This window comes from Paenibacillus algorifonticola (genome assembly GCF_000971975.1).
Classification (GTDB): Bacteria; Bacillota; Bacilli; order Paenibacillales; family Paenibacillaceae; genus Pristimantibacillus; species Pristimantibacillus algorifonticola.
Genome location: NZ_LAQO01000006.1, coordinates 54,168 through 70,608 on the forward strand (window position 1 = coordinate 54,168; position 16,441 = coordinate 70,608).

The 16,441-nt window shown below is 52.1% G+C and carries 12 protein-coding genes; 7 read left to right on the forward strand and 5 right to left on the reverse strand.

What is annotated here, in order from left to right; all coding sequences use genetic code 11:
* Positions 1 to 206 precede the first annotated feature (206 nt).
* The 3 genes from WH37_RS13900 (at position 207) to WH37_RS13910 (ending at position 2,905) form a co-directional block, all read left to right on the forward strand.
* Positions 207 to 1,589: an MATE family efflux transporter gene (locus WH37_RS13900; protein ID WP_414811836.1), complete on the forward strand. Its 1,383-nt coding sequence runs from the start codon at positions 207 to 209 to the stop codon at positions 1,587 to 1,589.
* Between the two features lie 89 nt (positions 1,590 to 1,678).
* Positions 1,679 to 2,440, forward strand: a complete 762-nt coding sequence (locus tag WH37_RS13905) for a threonine/serine exporter family protein (RefSeq protein WP_046231203.1) — start codon at positions 1,679 to 1,681, stop codon at positions 2,438 to 2,440.
* Positions 2,441 to 2,461: 21 nt separating this feature from the next.
* The gene (locus tag WH37_RS13910) at positions 2,462 to 2,905 is read left to right on the forward strand and encodes a threonine/serine exporter family protein (protein ID WP_046231204.1); all 444 of its coding nucleotides are present in this window, start codon (positions 2,462 to 2,464) and stop codon (positions 2,903 to 2,905) included.
* Between the two features lie 93 nt (positions 2,906 to 2,998).
* Here the strand turns inward: WH37_RS13910 and WH37_RS13915 are convergent, their stop codons facing one another.
* Positions 2,999 to 3,856, reverse strand: coding sequence for a lipoate--protein ligase family protein (locus tag WH37_RS13915; protein WP_046231205.1), 858 nt, complete (start codon positions 3,854 to 3,856; stop codon positions 2,999 to 3,001).
* 376 nt (positions 3,857 to 4,232) lie between these two features.
* Between WH37_RS13915 and WH37_RS13920 the strand changes: the two genes are divergently transcribed.
* Positions 4,233 to 4,796: a CatB-related O-acetyltransferase gene (locus tag WH37_RS13920; RefSeq protein ID WP_046231206.1), complete on the forward strand. Its 564-nt coding sequence runs from the start codon at positions 4,233 to 4,235 to the stop codon at positions 4,794 to 4,796.
* Between the two features lie 137 nt (positions 4,797 to 4,933).
* Here WH37_RS13920 and WH37_RS13925 read toward each other — a convergent pair whose 3' ends face one another.
* The 3 genes from WH37_RS13925 to WH37_RS13935 all read right to left on the reverse strand — a co-directional run bounded on the left by WH37_RS13925 (position 4,934) and on the right by WH37_RS13935 (position 8,072).
* The gene (locus WH37_RS13925) at positions 4,934 to 7,219 is read right to left on the reverse strand and encodes an ATP-binding protein (RefSeq protein ID WP_046231207.1); all 2,286 of its coding nucleotides are present in this window, start codon (positions 7,217 to 7,219) and stop codon (positions 4,934 to 4,936) included.
* 123 nt (positions 7,220 to 7,342) lie between these two features.
* Positions 7,343 to 7,522, reverse strand: a complete 180-nt coding sequence (locus WH37_RS13930) for a hypothetical protein (RefSeq protein WP_046231208.1) — start codon at positions 7,520 to 7,522, stop codon at positions 7,343 to 7,345.
* Positions 7,523 to 7,568: 46 nt separating this feature from the next.
* Positions 7,569 to 8,072, reverse strand: a complete 504-nt coding sequence (locus tag WH37_RS13935; RefSeq protein WP_046231209.1) for a hypothetical protein — start codon at positions 8,070 to 8,072, stop codon at positions 7,569 to 7,571.
* A 327-nt stretch (positions 8,073 to 8,399) separates the two neighbouring features.
* On the opposite strand from WH37_RS13935, the gene map reads away from it, so the two are divergent.
* Together map and WH37_RS13950 are read left to right on the forward strand one after the other, a co-directional pair.
* Positions 8,400 to 9,146, forward strand: coding sequence for a type I methionyl aminopeptidase (gene map, locus WH37_RS13945; RefSeq protein WP_046231211.1), 747 nt, complete (start codon positions 8,400 to 8,402; stop codon positions 9,144 to 9,146).
* Positions 9,147 to 9,479: 333 nt separating this feature from the next.
* A complete protein-coding gene (locus WH37_RS13950; protein WP_082110813.1) occupies positions 9,480 to 11,663 on the forward strand; it encodes a bifunctional 2',3'-cyclic-nucleotide 2'-phosphodiesterase/3'-nucleotidase in 2,184 nt (727 codons plus the stop codon).
* Positions 11,664 to 12,255: 592 nt separating this feature from the next.
* Here the strand turns inward: WH37_RS13950 and WH37_RS13955 are convergent.
* A complete protein-coding gene (locus WH37_RS13955; protein ID WP_046231213.1) occupies positions 12,256 to 13,698 on the reverse strand; it encodes an RICIN domain-containing protein in 1,443 nt (480 codons plus the stop codon).
* Positions 13,699 to 14,018: 320 nt separating this feature from the next.
* Between WH37_RS13955 and WH37_RS13960 the strand changes: the two genes are divergently transcribed.
* Positions 14,019 to 15,995, forward strand: coding sequence for a GTP-binding protein (locus WH37_RS13960; RefSeq protein WP_046231214.1), 1,977 nt, complete (start codon positions 14,019 to 14,021; stop codon positions 15,993 to 15,995).
* Positions 15,996 to 16,441: the final 446 nt, after the last annotated feature.

Consider the following 16,441-nt stretch of genomic DNA (forward strand, 5'->3'; position numbering starts at 1 on the left):
TTCGGCAGCAAAAGGCAAATAAAACCCGCTTTAGTTCGTGCATTTGCCAGTCAAGTATGCTAAGATACCTTGAGTTTCTTAGAAATATAGGAAAGTAAATGATTTTTTCAGCCTTTCTCTATATTTCTCGGAATGAAACGCGCCGCGCCGCCAAAGACGGCGACAGCCGTTTCACCTTGGGATTATGAGCTGGAGAAGGTGACATCTTGGGATTTAGGCTTGGGGTTAAGCGGGATCGGGACAATAGTCTCTTTTTCTTGACTTGGCCGATATTTTTGGAATTATTTTTGTTTATGATGATGGGAACGGCAGATACGTTCATGCTCAGCAAGCTGTCCGACAATGCGGTATCCGGCGTTGGTGCGTCCAATCAATATTTGCACATTATGCTGCTTATTATGGAGGTCATTGGCAACGGCGCATCGATTGTTGTCGCGCAATATATTGGCTCGCGGAAGCTGGTCGAGGCTGCGCAGCTGTCAGCGCTGGCGATTTCGCTTAATCTTTTGGCGGGCTTGTTAATGAGCTTATCTTGTTTGTTGTTCGGCAATGTAATCCTGCAAGGCTTGCATCTGCAAGGGGAAGTTTTGGCCTATGCGCAAAGCTATTTGCGAATTGTAGGCGGCTTTATTTTTTTACAGGCGATTATTAATTCACTTTCTGCAATTATTCGGGTATACGGCTTCACGAAGGAAGCCATGCTTGTATCATTGGGAATGAACATTATACATTTGGTCGGCAATTATGTACTGATCTTTGGCAAGTTCGGCTTTCCCGAGCTTGGTGTTGAAGGAGCGGCCATTTCGACAGTTGTCAGCCGCCTGCTGGCGATGCTGGTGTTTTTCTGGCTGATGAATCGGGTTATGGTATTTAAGGTGAAGCTGCAGTATTTTTTCAAGATGTCGAAGGAGTTTATTCGCAAAATATTAAAGATCGGCGTTCCGTCAGCTTTTGAACAGGTGATGTACCAGAGCTGCCAGATGGTCTTTCTGTATTATGTAACATTTCTCGGTGAAGCGTCCTTGTCGGCCCGGCAGTACGCCTCGAATATATCGGTGCTGATCTATTTATTCGCGATGGCGGTCGGCATGGGTACGGCGATTATGGTGGGCCGGTACGTCGGCGGCGGGCGCAGCGATGCTGCGTACAAGCAGGTATTGGCAAGCGTGCTGTGGGCCAGCGGAGCAACGATGGTGATGCTCGTGTTCGTGCTTTTGTTCCGTGAGCGGCTAATGGGCCTGTTTACGGATGATGCCGATATTATTCGGCTGGGGGCGAACGTCCTGCTGTACAGCATTGTGCTGGAGACGGGGCGAACGATCAATATTATATTGGTCAATTCGCTGCGTGCCTCAGGTGATGCGAAGTTTCCGCTATGGATCGGGATGTTTACGATGGTCGGCATAAGCGTGCCGCTCGGTTATTATCTTGTTTTTCATCTGGACATGGGACTGGCGGGCATATGGCTGGCTATTGCGACGGATGAGTGGTTGCGCGCGGTCATTATGTATTTCCGGTGGAAGAGCCGGAAGTGGGAACGGCATGCGCTGGTGAAACCGGACTTTGTAGAGCATTCGGCTTCTCATTAGAGAAGGGTGAGCTCAACAAGCGGACAATAGCTTGTCGTTCATCCTGCGATGAAATGTTGAGGCTGCGAAGCTAGGGAGGCTGGCTACGTATGGATTACGCTAACAATGATGGTCAGGATATTGCGAGCATTTGCTTGCTGGCGGGTAAAATTATTTTGCAAAATGGCGGGGAAACGTACCGGGTTGAGGATACGATGGTCCGGATCGCCGAGGCTTACGGCGTTGCTAATGCTTATAGCTATGTGACGCCGACGGGCATTATTTTTGCGCTGGATGGCGCTGCGCAGTCGACGCGGCTCGTCCGGATTTCGGAACGCTCGACGAATTTGAAAAAGGTGACGCTCGTCAATGATATTTCCAGGCGCATATGCCAAGGAAGCTTGCAGCGTCATGAAGCTTATAAGCAATTGCAGGATATTGAACAGGCGAAGGATGATTATCCGGCCTGGCTCAAGGTGCTGGTCGCTGCAGTCGCAAGCGGCTGCTTCCTGATTATGTTCCGCGGCAGCTGGAACGATTTCCTTCCGGTGGCGCTTGCGAGCGGCATCGGCTTCTTGTGCTTGCTGACGCTGCACCGCATTATGCCGATTACGTTTTTTGCAAGCTTTCTGTCAGCTGTCATTAGCGGCTCGCTGGCTGTGCTGATGGTATGGCTCGGTATCGGGCATAATTTGGACAAAATTATTATTGGCTCGATTATGCCGCTCGTACCTGGCCTGCATATTACGAATGCGGTTAGGGACTTAATGGCGGGGCATTTGGTTTCCGGGTTGTCCAAGGGCGCGGAGGCGTTTTTGATCGCTTTTGCTATCGGCGCGGGAATTGCTTTCGTGCTGTCCGTATATCCGTAGCTTTAAAAGGAGGGAGAAACGATGGTTGTACAGCTGCTTGAACAGCTTGCCGTCAGCTTCGTGGCCTGCGCTGCGTTCAGCCTGATCTTCGGCGTGCAGAAGCATCGCTTGGTACAGTGTGGCCTGGTTGGCGGGGCGGGATGGCTTGCTTATACCGTATGCAGCGCGCTTGAAATGAGGACGATTCCGGCGACTCTGCTGGCCGTCTGCGTAGTGACGATCATCAGCCAAATGATGGCGAAGCATTACCGTACGCCAATCATTGTATTCAGTGCGGCGGGCATTATTCCCCTTGTGCCGGGTAAAATCGCCTATGATGCGATGCGCCATATTGTGCAGGAGGAATACGTCATAGCTGTCGAGCTTGCCGTGCAGGCTTTCATGATTTCTGGCTCCATCGCCATCGGGCTAGTATTCTCCGAGGTCATTTATATTATATTTCGCAGATCGCCGCGATCGTCATGACAAAAATAATGCCTCTTGCTTATGCTGCTTCGCAGCAGGGCAGGAGGCATTTTGTGTATTTGTCCACGCTTTGGCCACGCCTAGCAAAAGGCCCTACGCCTGCGTAGTCGCATAGCGTCCGCGCAGCGACTGTGCCATGGCTTCAATCTGCGCAAGCGACGGCATCTGGAGCCGCGCCGCTGCTTCGGCAAGACCATCCGCCGTCTGTCCGCTGCGGATGATCTGCTTGACGGCGTCCGCGAATCGTTCCGCGCCGCCGCCTTGCGCCAAGCCGACCAACTCTTCGAGGCTGGCCGTGCTGCTGCTCTCTACGAGCGGATGCGCGCCGGGCTCGGCACCGCCCGCTGCCCGCTCATAGAAGGAGCGGACCAGCGCCGCCCGCTCCTGGCCTGCGCCTTCGGCGACGACGAACGCCTGCACGATGTAGGCGTGTGCCTGGCGGCGCTGCGCAATGCCGCAAAACTTAAAGCCGTCGATGCTGAGGTCGAAATCGCCGGGACAATACGCCCCGGCGATTTCGCCTTTATCGACCGGCACGCCAGCTCCGGCGAGCGCGGAGCGAATGAGGCTGTACATCAGCTCAAAGTCCTGATGAAAATGAAAATCGAGCGTATTCGCCTTAGGCAAAATGAGCGAAATGTTGACGACACCCGGATCAAGCGGCACCGCCGCGCCGCCGGAGTTGCGCACCGCCGCCTTGTAGCCGAGCGATTCAAGCCAGCGGGAGGCGTCGCCCGCCAGCGGCAGCCGGCTGTCGCGCAGGCCGAGTATAAAGGCGCGCTCGTGGCGCCAAATATGGCATATCGCTGGACCGCCCTGTCCTGTGCTGCGGCACAGCAGCTCATCCAAAGCGAACGGATAAAGCGGATCTGTCTGCGAATAATCGTTCATCCGGTCAAGCAGCAGCAGATTTTGCAGTCCGGGAACCGGACTAGCTGGCTGGATCGTCATCGTAAGCTGCTCCTCTCTAAACTTCCTGTTTCTCCATCATACTAAGCCGTGGGCATAGAAGTCCAGCTTAGCCCTGTAGAGGAGCGGAAGCGAAAAGGCAAGCTATTGAATATATTATTTTAAAATATAAGACTTTATAAGTTTCACCTTTATAATCGGCTTATATTTCACCCTCGAAACGGTAGCTTTGCCGCCAGAGGACGGCTTCAGCCGTTTACGCTTGAAATATAGGAAAGGATATCCTAACGCTATCCTTTCTCTATATTTCTCGGAATGAAACGCGCCGTGCCGCCAAAGGATGGCGACAGCCGTTTCACCTTGTGCTGTTCTATATATTCAGCTCGCTGCATGGTATGGAAGGAGTGATCGAGTGGACATGAACTTGCTGCGAACGGTATTCCCTGCAAAGCAAAAGGATGGGCATACGCAAATTGGCGAATACACCGTCGGTGAACCGCATGTTTTCTCCTGGGGGGAGGGAACGAAGCTGACAGTCGGCAAATTTTGCTGCATTGCCGGAGGCGTTTCGGTCATGCTCGGAGGGAACCACCGTACGGATTGGGTATCGACTTATCCTTTTACTTCATTTCTAACGAAGCATTTGCACATTACCGGTCAGCCGCAAACGAATGGTGATGTCGTTATCGGCAACGACGTTTGGATCGGCATACATGCGACGATTATGTCCGGCATTACGATTGGCGATGGCGCGGTCATCGGCATGAATGCGACGGTAACGAGGGATGTTCCGCCTTATGCGATCGTGGGCGGCAATCCAGCAAACCTCATCCGGTATCGCTTTAGCGACCAGGCCATTGCCAAGCTGCTGCGCATCAAATGGTGGGATTGGCCGCCGAAGCGTATTGAGAAGGTGGTGCCGCTCATCGCGTCACACAATATGAAAGCCTTTCTGGATTACTGCGAATCGCAGGGCTACTAAGGAAATGGAAGTATGGAAGAAAAATGCAAAAAAGACGCGATAGCTAGCGCGAAAAGGCTGCCGCGTCTTTTTTTTGCAGGTTGTACATATGCAGCAGCTTGCACTTGCTTCTCCCTGCATTTGTGAGTCGCCGCCGGTTATCCGGTTGGCGGCACATCCTGTATGACGGGCAGCCGAATTTCGACCTGCGTGCCAATGCCTTTCTTGCTTTGGAATGACATCGTGCCGCGATGATTGGCAATAATTTGGTAGCACACCATCAGGCCAAGCCCGTTGCCCTCCTCCTTCGTTGTGAAAAACGGCTCGCCGAGCCTTGAGAGATTGTCCTCGGAAATGCCGAAGCCATGGTCGGTAATACGGATTATAATGCCAGTAGAAGGCGTATAGGACAGGTCGATGTCGAGCTCGCCGCCTTCCGGCATCGCTTCGATCCCATTTTTTATAATATTGACGAATACTTGCTTTAATTGATTGACCTCGCACTTCATTTCGGGTATTTCATTATCAAAACGGGTTGTGAACTGGACATTGCTAATATTCGCCTCGGAATCGAGCAGCATAATGATGCCCCGCATAATTTCATGAATATTGGCGCGCTGGAAGCGGCTCGCCTGCGGCTTCGCAAACACAAGAAACTCGCTGACGATAAAATTAATCCGGTCCAGCTCAGACAGCATAACATCGATGTAGGCGGGCGCCAGCTGGCCATTTTTCTTCATCAGCTGTACGAACCCGCGCAGCGTCGTTAGCGGATTGCGTACCTCATGGGCAACGCCAGCCGCCAGCTGCCCGACGACGGACAGCTTCTCCGAGCGGCGCAGCACCTCTTCCGTCTGCTTGCGCGCTGTAATGTTCCGCGAAATCGTCGCAATCGCAATAATCTGCTCCTGCTCGTCGCGGATCGAGGAGACGGTGATGCTCACATCGAGCAGCCTGCCGCTTTTGTCATAACGTATCGTATCGTAATCGGCGACGGAGCCGCCCTGCTGGATAAACTCCAGCATAAAGGTGCCCTCCATCGCAAGCTCGGGCGGCGTATTGTTCAGCGGTTGACCGAGCAGATCCTCCTCCGTCCAGCCGTACATTTTCTCAAACGCTTTATTCATCTGAATGACAGAGCCGTGCAAGTTGGAGACATGAATCGCATCGGATGTATGATTGACGAATGATTCCAAATACTGCTTCGTCTGCCGCAGCTCTTCTGCTGATTCGGTCAGTCGGTTCATATACGTATGAAGATTTTGCCCCATGGCATTCACGCGATTAGCCAATACGCCGAATTCATCATTGCTTTTTAATGAAATGCGGGCGCCGAAGTTGCCATTGGAAATTTCATTGACCTTGCTGACGATTTGATTAAGCGAGCGCACCATGAAGCCGGAAATGAAGTAGCTGCACAGCACCGTCGCCAAAATCAGGCCAAGTGATATTGCACCTTGCGTCAAAACCTGGCGAAGCAGCGTTTGCTGCAGGGCCGAGTTGTTGAAGGTAATGCTAATAACGTACGGCTTGGGCCCCTGAACGGGAATAAAGCTCTTGATGACATGCTTGCCGTTCAGCTTGCTTTCAATGGTAACGACTTCGTTATTTTCAATCGCTTTCTGTGTATTCAGGTGATCATTAACCGAATCCTTGTAATAATATTGGCCAAAAATAATGTTGCGAACATCGAGATTATAGACGACGGTCCCATTTTTAATGCTGACAGCAGGCGCCTTGCCGAAGTAGGCAGGGTCGAAGCCGGTCACTTCGAGAATATTATTTTTATCACGTAAAATCTGCGTAACGATGGCATCCGCACCATATTTCTTTTTGCTATCCAAAAAAGTTTGCGCATGAATATAAGGGTTGATCATGTAGTTGGTCGTGCCGTCATAATAGTTGCCCCATTTAAACACTTTTTCGGGGTCAGAAGTACCGAAGTTGGTCGGTCCCGCCCAAAAATTGTCCAGCTTCTGTCCTTCGGGAATCGTTACATTATGCTTCTCAAATAGCTGGGTAAAGGCGGTATACCAGTAGTTCCAGCTTTTCGGACTCATATACAGCTCATCCGGGTTCGTCGAGCGTACTGATAAAATATCGTTATCCGTCTTGATCCACAGCGTAATGTGATCAACGCCAAGCTCCTTGCTCAGCTGGAAGAGCTCGCTGTTGCGGACATTTTTAATATCGGGATCGAGCTTGTTTTGTATGGCAATAGCGACGGCTCGCAGCCGCTCACCCAGCGCGTCCTCTGTCAACTGGCTGTTCTGCTCGGCCGAGGCGATGGAGACGGCTATCTGATTGCCAATAAAGCGCATTTGCTGCTCAGCATTCCGTTGCAGCTCATCCTTGGACGAAATGTAGTAGATCGTAATATTGAGTAGCAAAATCACGGTAACGGTAACCGATATGAGGCAAACGAGCTTCGCTCTGATCGACAAATCCTATTCCTCCTGGCCATGGTCGCGGATGCTTCTGTATTATTTGACATCTTTAAGGCAAATTCCTTGTTTGTGAGAGGAGATAGAGACTATTTTACTGCTTAAAATAAATTTGGAAAATAGTTATAAATGCTCTATATTGATGTCAAAGAGGGATAGAAGGGAGGAGGGGGCCTGTTTGCCCGCCAGCGCAGCGTTCGTGAGGTTCATATCTTTATCGACCAGCCGCAAGTATTCTTGGCGGATTGCCGTGCCCGGATGAGCATGGTAGAGCAGCAGGCATAAAAAAATCCGGCTCCGCATGAAGGGCCATCCCTTCATGCGGAGCCGGAGGCTCTGGCATAAGCTATTATTGCTCTTTCTTGCGCGACAGCATGGCGAAAGCTCCTACGATAATAAGGGCAATAGCGAACAGCGGCTGCATGGTGGCAAGTTGTCCGGAGAAGGCGCTCAGCGAGAAGACGCCGAAGAACAGCAGCGACAGCACGGCTAAAATATTAATCGGAATGAGCAGCCATTTGTTGCGGTTGCCGAACCAGTAAAATTCGAATAAACCGACGGCTACCGCCAAAATAAAGCCCGGCCAAAGGATATGCCACGCCGAGAACAAAGTAGCGAGCTGGCAGACGAGTCCAGCTGTGAACAAAATGCCTCCCGGAATAAGCAGGCCGACCCCTTTGCCACCTGTCACGCCGAAATACAGCCAGTGGAAAAGCAGTCCCAGCGGGATGACGAACATGCTGGCCCAAAAATTGGCGAAGATGGCGCCCGCTCCAAATGACTGGCCTTGGTTGAAATAAAGAAATACACCAATCAGCATAAGGGCGGGGCCGATAATGGATCGCTTGAACATCGTTGTTATCTCTCCTTTTAATGATTTATCCGTATCTTTTGCTTAGCATCCTTAGCATAACACAGGCCTCCAAAGCATGTCGTCATGCTAGAGGTAAAGTAGCGAACTAGACTAAAGTCTAGGAAGTCGGTGAAAAAGTAATCGTGTCGACCCTTTTTCACCAAACTTACTAACAAGGATGAGCGAAAAAGTCGCGTCATGGCCCAGTCTATGTTCGCATATTTATCATAATATGCTACGATGGGCATAGGCATGTGGCTTCTAGTGGAGCTTCTGGCGAAGTCTAGGGACGAAGCCGGGTTAATTTGATGGAAAGAAGGAACGGAAATGATCATTATTAAGACCGAAGCGGAAATCAACCGCATGCATGAGGCGGGTAAAATATTGGCGGAATGCCACAGGCAAATTGCAAAACTCATCCAGCCTGGCATCACGACGCATGAAATCGACCAGTTTGCGGAAAAATTTATGAAGCAAAATGGTGCCACGCCGGAGCAAAAAGGCTATAACGGCTATCAATATGCGACCTGTGCCTCCACGAATGATATTATTTGCCACGGCTTTCCGAAGAAGGAAAAGCTCAAAGAAGGCGATATCGTTACCATCGACATGGTCGTCAACCTGAATGGCTGGCTTGCCGATTCGGCATGGTCCTATGCGGTTGGGGAAGTAACCGATGAAGCGAAGCATTTGCTGGCGGTAACGGAAAAATCGCTGTATCTCGGCATAGAGCAAGCGCTAATCGGCAAGCGGATTGGCGATGTATCTCACGCGATCCAGACGTATGCGGAGGCGGAAGGCTTCTCGGTCGTGCGTGATTTTATCGGCCATGGTATTGGGAAGGACATGCATGAAGACCCGCAGGTGCCTCACTATGGCCCGCCGGATAAAGGACCTAGAATTAAAGAGGGCATGGTGTTTACGATTGAGCCGATGCTGAATGCAGGCACGTATTTCAGCAAGCTGGATTCTGATGGATGGACGGCGCGTACGCGGGACGGAAGGCTGTCTGCCCAGTATGAGCATACGATTGCGATTACGAAGGATGGCCCGCTTATTTTGACCCAACAATAAAACTTTACACACATGTAATGCAAGGAGGGAGAAATCCCTCTTTTTTTAAATATAAGAATGTATAAGTTTCACCCTTATACATTCTTATATTTCACCCTCGAAACGGTAGCTTTGCCGCCAGAGGACGGCGACAGCCGTTTACGCTTGGCATGACAAAATTGGATAATTCATCTAAAATAAATGGAATGATGGGAATGATCGTCCAAAAGCTCGACTTACATAACGCGATCATTACATGATTTTAGTCATTTTGGGGAGGGTATTCATTTGTTGAGATCGTCAGTCGTATGGAGAAGTGCTTTATCTATTGCGGTTACTGTTGGCTTGGTTGCAATGCCCTTTACTGCAACAGCGGCATCTGAGAACAGCAGTACAGTGAAGCTGCGTATTATGGAAACGACCGATTTGCATGTAAACATGGTGAACTATGATTATTTTGCGGACAAGCCGACCGATGAGTATGGCTTTGCCAAAACAGCGACGCTCATCAAGCAGGCGCGCGAAGCAGCAACGAACAGCCTGCTTTTTGACAATGGCGATTTGATTCAAGGAAACCCGCTTGGCGACTACACGGCAGTTATTGATCCCTTGAAGCAAGGGGAGACGCATCCGGTTTACAAAGCGATGAATTTGCTTGATTACGATGCGGGAAATTTGGGCAACCATGAGTTCAACTATGGGCTGGACTTTTTGAGCAACTCGCTCGCAGGAGCTGATTTCCCTTACGTCAATGCGAACATTTATGTCGATGACAAAGATAAAGACGAGTCGAATGATAAAAATATGTTCACGCCTTATTTGATATTGGATAAGGAAGTGAAGGATGAGAGCGGCGCCACGCATAAGCTCAAGGTTGGCGTCATCGGCTTCGTACCGCCGCAGGTGATGCAGTGGGACAAGGCGAATCTCGAAGGCAAGGTCATTGCCAAGGACATTATTAAAACGGCGGAGAAGTTCGTTCCTGAGATGAAGGCGAAGGGCGCCGACATTATTGTAGCGATTCCGCATTCCGGCTTTGAGGATATTCCGCAGGCTGAAAATATGGAAAACTCGGTGCTGTACCTCAGCAAGGTCAAGGATATTAATGCGATTTTGTTCGGCCATGCCCACAAAGTGTTCCCGGACAAGTCGTTCGAGGGCAAGCCGGGCGTTGATTTGGACAAGGGTACGATTAACGGCGTGCCTTCGGTCGAGCCGGGCTTCTGGGGCAATAATCTCGGTATTATTGACCTCGATCTGAAGCTTGCAGACGGCAAATGGTCGGTTGTGGACTCGAAGGTTGAGGTTAAGCCGATCTTTGATGCGGTGAACAAGCAGCCGCTTGTAGAAGCGGATCAAGAGGTGCTGGACGCTGTAGAAGAAGACCATGAGCATACGCTGGACTATATTCGCGGCCCGGTTGGCAAAACAACAGCGCCTATCAATAGCTGGTTTGCGCTCGTACAGGATGATCCTTCGATTCAGATTGTAACGAATGCGCAAAAATGGTACGTAGAAAAGCAAATGCAAGGCACGGAATACGAGGGCATTCCGGTATTGTCCGCAGGTGCTCCGTTCAAGGCAGGCGGACGCCAAGGCCCGAACTACTACACGGATATTGCGGCTGGCGATATTGCGATCAAAAATGTGGCTGACCTGTACCTGTACTCCAATACCGTTAACGCTGTATTAGTAACAGGCGCCGAGCTGAAGGAATGGTTGGAATGGTCCGCTGGACAATTCAACCAAATCGATACCAAATCGACAGCGAAGCAGGAACTGGTCAACCTGGATTTCCCGACCTACAACTTTGACGTCATTGACGGCGTAACATATCAAATCGATGTGACACAGCCAGCCAAATACGATGCCAAAGGCACGACCGTTAATGAAAAATCAAGCCGTATCGTAAACCTGCAATTTGATGGCAAAGCGATTGATCCGAAGCAAAAATTCGTCGTAGCGTCGAATAACTACCGCGCCTCGTCGAGCAAGTTTGCGAATCCGGATGGCAAGCGGATTATTTTGGCTTCGCCAGACGAGAACCGTCAAGTTGTCATTGATTATATTCGCTCGTTCAAGACGATTGACCCTGCCGCTGATGGCAACTGGTCGCTCGCAGCGGTCAAAGCAGACGTCAACGTTTCGTTCAAAACGTCGCCTGCTGCCAAGACGCTCGCGGATTCGCTTGATGCGCTGTCGTATGTAGGCCAAACCGATGACGGCTACGCGGAGTTCAAAATTAATTTGTCAGCTGGTGCGACTGTGCCAACGACTCCGACGACACCAACAACGCCTACGAAGCCAACTGAGCCGGGCCCAACGAAGCCGACAACGCCAGCTACACCGTCGAAGCCTGCCAAGCCGGCCACCGGTACGACGCAGGATACGGTGTATATCGTGAAAAGCGGCGACACGCTGTACCGCATCGCATTAAATCACGGCACAACATGGCAAAAGCTTGCGACCTATAATAAGCTGGCGAACCCGAATCGCCTGTCCATTGGCCAGAAGATTTTGATTCCGGCAGCGAAATAGGTAGAGCTGAGCCTTGCATGCTAGTAGGCTAGCCTTTTGAGGAAAAGCAACACCCTTTCGAAATTCGTCCTTGCAGCCCCCGCGTTTCCACGGCTGTTTGGATGAATGCTCGAAGGGTGTTTTTTAATTGTACAGGGGGAGTCTGATAAAGGCGGAGTCTGGCCTGGAGGACACAGATGACGTTATTTTGTCTAAACTACGGTGTTTGGAGGTGTTTGCGGACTCAGGGGCCGCTATTGGTTCTCAAATCCCTGTTTTAACGCCATGATCAAGGGAATAGCGGATTTCCTGTCCGCTCACATGCTAAAATCGCCCGAAATGCTAAAATAGCGGAATGTCAGTCCTCCAAGGACAGAGAGAGAATCGAGTCCGTGTGAACTGGGGTTTTACGGCATTACATATCGTTAAAATTTGCAGAGAAACGTTAGATATTTCGAAAAATGAGGTTTTTGATTTCCGCGATACCTCGCAAGAAAATAAAACGCTGCCACCACAAGGAAGAATATAGCGCTCGGAGGCGCACTGAAAACAGATGGCCTAGCTAGCTCTAGGCCATCTGTTTTTGTGGAGTGGCTATGCTCGTGGGGCTGGACTAGCTCGTCGTTGTGAATGAAAAATGCTTATTGGTGCTACCGTCGTCCGTCCACTGAATAGCGTCCGCGCCGTTGTCAGAAGAACCGCCGGTAATATAAAGCACTTTGCGGCTTTTGACGTTCATGATTTTGAAATAACCGCTTCCGGCGCTGAGAATGCGGAACTGCTGATTGAGCCCGCCGTTGCTCGTATATTGAATGACAGTGGCGCCGTCTGCGACCGAGCTGCTGGTGATGTCCATGACTTTGCCGCTGTTGCGGTTTTTGATCGTATAGTAGCGTCCGCCTACGTCGGTGAACTGCCAATGCTGGCTTGTCCAGCTGCCATCGGTGTATTGCTCGATTTGCACGCCGTCCGCCGTACCGCCGCTGGTGACGCCAAGGAGTTTGCTGCTGGCGCGGTTAGTGATTTTATACCAGGACGTTGTGTTGACTGGCGGCGCTACTGTACCGGTTATAGCACCTGTGGCTGCATCAATCGTTAGCTGATCGGCCCAGTCCAGTGTCATGGTGGTAGACGAAGGGAAGGTTATCGGCAGCCACACATACTCTGAGGTGTTGACCGCTCCGCCCCAAGCGCCGGCCCAGCGGTCGCCCATGTACAGAAACGAGGTGGTGGAAGAGCCTTCAATAGGCAGCACATAGGTGGATTGCGAGTTGTAAGTATTGCCATTGCCGACGTTCGTCAGGCCGCTCCATGTACCGGAAATGCTGCTGGCTGTCGCATATTTTGCCTGGTTCGGCGCCCAGCCTGTCGCCCCAGAGGTGACGAGGAAGTAGGTGCTGCCCCGCTTGAACATCGCAGGCGCTTCCCGGTATTGGCCGACCCACAGTGTGGAGACGAGCGTATCGACGCCAAGGAAGTCGGAGGTCAGGCGATAAATATTTAAATCGGCGTTGACGCGGGTAGCGGAGATGAGATAGGCGGTGCCATTGTCGTTGTAGACCGTCATATCACGGGAATCGTAGCCCAGCGGACGGAAGCTGCCATGATAGGTATAGGGGCCTTCAATGTTGGTGGCAGAAGCGACCGCGACCTGCGCATCGCCATAGTCGACGCCGTTCTCCTTGTGCATCCACATCACGTATTTATTCGTAGCAGCGTTGTAAATGACTTTGGGGCGCTCGATGTTGGCTGTTGCCAGCTCGGGCGACGAGGTTTTGCTGAGGACATTTGCACGAAGCTCCCAGTTTTTCAGATCCGCTGAGCGATAGACGGAAACGTAATTGACGCCATCGCGATTTTCGCCAAACCAGTAATAATAGCTGCCTGACTTGAGAATGCCGCCCCCATGAGCTTGAATCGGGTTGCCGGCGGTGTCTTTGAACTGAACGCCATTGTCGAACGTGACAGGAGCAGCGGTCGCAGGGACGGCCATCAGACTGAGAGCCAAAGCAACGGTGAGCACATACGCGAGCAAAAGCCGGGACTTGCTTTTCATCATAAAAAACCTCCTTGGAATTTGATGAGGCAATCGCAAGCATCGGCGTAAGCGTGGACCGCATGGCTGCTCGGCGCCCGGCCTAGGCTTTGCTCGGGTCATGTGGATAGGCGAATAGCAGAAAAGTAAGCGTTTGCAAATAAGATTGTACAACGATAGAGAGGGAAAAGCATCCTATTATTTTTACTTATTTTGGTGGGTGAGCGGCGCATGGAGGGGCATCGCGGCATTTGACGTGAAACCGCTATCGCGGTACGCTAAAAGCAAAATAAAGCCGCCATGCGGTACGGCGATTATTGAGGCGGCAGGGGAGCAGAAGGATGGGGAACAGCCGCGCGAATTGGCGCAATGTCGGGATTTTCGCACATGTCGATGCAGGCAAAACGACGACGACCGAGCATATGCTTTATGTCAGCGGGCGTACGCGAACGCTCGGCAGTGTCGATACAGGAACGACGATAACGGATTCCATGGAGGTTGAGCGGGCAAGGGGCATTTCGGTACGGGCGGCAATGACCGCATTGGAGTGGCAGGGTACGCATGTGCAGCTGGTCGATACGCCAGGGCATGTCGATTTTCTCTCGGAGGTGGAGCGCGCGCTGCGGGTGATGGATGGCGCTGTCCTGATCGTGTCCGCAGTGGAGGGCGTGCAGGCGCAGACGGAGCTGATTTGGAATGCCCTGCGGAAGCTGCGTATCCCAACGCTGATTTATATCAATAAAATGGACCGCGTCGGCGCCGATTACGAAGCGGTGCTTGCCGATATCCGCAGCTATTTGACGGCGGATTTGCTCGCGGTGCAGCGTCCGCTTGGCAGCGAGCAGCAGTTCGCTGGATCGGAGGATTTGTGGGCGGAGGACGCGGATGCCGATGCGCGCACGGCGCTGCTTGAGGCGATGGCGGAGCAGGACGAGCGCCTGCTAGAGCGGTATGTCAGCGGCGAGGAAGTGCCGCTGGCGGAGTGGCGGGCGGAAGCCGCCGCGAAGGCGCGCCGCGCGGAGGTGTATCCGGTGCTGTATGGCGCATCGAGCAAAGGCATTGGCGTGCAAGCGCTGCTGGGCGCCATGGTCGAATATTTACCCGCGCCGGGCGGCGAGGCGGAGGCGCCGCCTTCGGGTATTGTGTTTAAGATTGAGCGTGACAAGGTGATGGGCAGGATGGCTTACATCCGGCTGTATCAAGGGAAAATCCGCAATCGTGATGTGGTTCGCAATTTCACACAGCAAATGGATGAGAAGGTGACGCAAATTCGCAAAATGGACGGCTTCCGCTCCGAGGATGCCGGAGAGCTTGCGGCTGGGGGCATTGCAGCCGTATGCGGTATGTCTCATGTACGGATCGGCGATATTATAGGCAGCCCGGATGCCGTTCCCGAGGAGGCAAGGCTCGCTGTGCCGCTGCTGACCGTTCAAGCCCATTGGGGCGACGCCCAGCATTATCCGGCAATGGTACAGGCGCTTACGGAGCTGTCCGATGAGGACCCGCTGCTGAATGTGCAGTGGCTGCAGGATGAACGGGAGCTGCATGTGAAGGTAATGGGCCCGATACAGCTGGAAATATTGACGAGCGTTATTGAGCAGCGATATGGGCTGTCGGTGCGCTTCGGACAGCCGTCGGTTATTTATAAGGAGACGCTTGAGGAAGCCGGCGAAGGATATATTTCCTATTTAATGCCCAAGCCTTGCTGGGCGGTATTACGGTTTCGCATGGAGCCGGGCGAGCGGGGAAGCGGGCTGCAATATGCCTCGGTGGTGAGATCCGAGGATTTATTGCCGCAATACCAGAGCGAGGTGGCGCGGCGCGTGCCGGAGGCGCTGGAGCAAGGGCTGTACGGCTGGGAGGTCGTTGACCTTAAAGTGACGCTCATTGAAGGGCAGCATCATGTGTGGCATACGCATCCGCTGGATTTTGCGGTGGCGACGCCAATGGGTATTATGAATGGGCTCGCGTCTGTGGGCACCCGACTGCTGGAGCCGATTCTCCAGTTCCGTATCGTCGTGCCCGAGGAAGCGGGAGGCCGGGTGATGAACGACCTGTCGCTGATGCGCGGCACATTCGGAGCGCCTGTGCTGCATGGCGACAGAATGATTATTGAAGGGCGCATCCCCGCAGCGACCTCGCTGGAATACGCGGTGGAGCTCAGCTCGCTGACGAAAGGACGCGGAACAATCGCCACCTTTTTCGCTGGCTACGAGCCTTGTCCGCCTGATGTGAAAGCCGAGCGCCAGCGGCGCGGTGTCAATCCATTGGATCAGTCGAAATATATTTTGAGCGTGCGCAAGGCGCTGCAAAACTAAATACGCTAGAGCTGATCAGGTTAAAGCCTCTTCGAAGCCGAAAAAAAAGGATAGCCGAAAAAATCCTCACCCCTTATGTATAGAAGGAGTGAGGATTTTTTGTTCAACTCTAGCGCGTGTATGCAAACGTAAGCGAGCCAGATCCTGAAAGAAGACAGCGTCAAACGTATTCCCTCTACTATCTGGAATATCACACCTCATGAATGTGAACATACTTAACGAAAGGCAGCCTCATGTTCTTCGTTTCAGTGGTTTACTCCCTATACAAAGATCGACTTGGTGGACAGAGCAGCCGCTATTTCAACAGCATCACGGGTTAAGGCGCAGGCTGCGGACTCAGGAGCCGCTAATGCGCTGCAAATGGCCATTTTGACGGGAGGATGAGGGCGATAACGGATTTCCTGTCCGCTTACGCCCTGAAATCGGATCAAAAGCCAGAATAGCGG

Coding starts and splice junctions, on each gene's coding strand:
- WH37_RS13905 (WP_046231203.1), top strand. CDS start 1,679: ATGGATTACGCTAACAATGATGGTCAGGATATTGCGAGCATTTGCTTG.
- WH37_RS13910 (WP_046231204.1), top strand. CDS start 2,462: ATGGTTGTACAGCTGCTTGAACAGCTTGCCGTCAGCTTCGTGGCCTGC.
- WH37_RS13915 (WP_046231205.1), bottom strand. CDS start 3,856: ATGACGATCCAGCCAGCTAGTCCGGTTCCCGGACTGCAAAATCTGCTG.
- WH37_RS13920 (WP_046231206.1), top strand. CDS start 4,233: ATGAACTTGCTGCGAACGGTATTCCCTGCAAAGCAAAAGGATGGGCAT.
- WH37_RS13930 (WP_046231208.1), bottom strand. CDS start 7,522: ATGCGGAGCCGGATTTTTTTATGCCTGCTGCTCTACCATGCTCATCCG.
- WH37_RS13935 (WP_046231209.1), bottom strand. CDS start 8,072: ATGTTCAAGCGATCCATTATCGGCCCCGCCCTTATGCTGATTGGTGTA.
- map (WP_046231211.1), top strand. CDS start 8,400: ATGATCATTATTAAGACCGAAGCGGAAATCAACCGCATGCATGAGGCG.
- WH37_RS13950 (WP_082110813.1), top strand. CDS start 9,480: ATGCCCTTTACTGCAACAGCGGCATCTGAGAACAGCAGTACAGTGAAG.
- WH37_RS13955 (WP_046231213.1), bottom strand. CDS start 13,698: ATGAAAAGCAAGTCCCGGCTTTTGCTCGCGTATGTGCTCACCGTTGCT.
- WH37_RS13960 (WP_046231214.1), top strand. CDS start 14,019: ATGGGGAACAGCCGCGCGAATTGGCGCAATGTCGGGATTTTCGCACAT.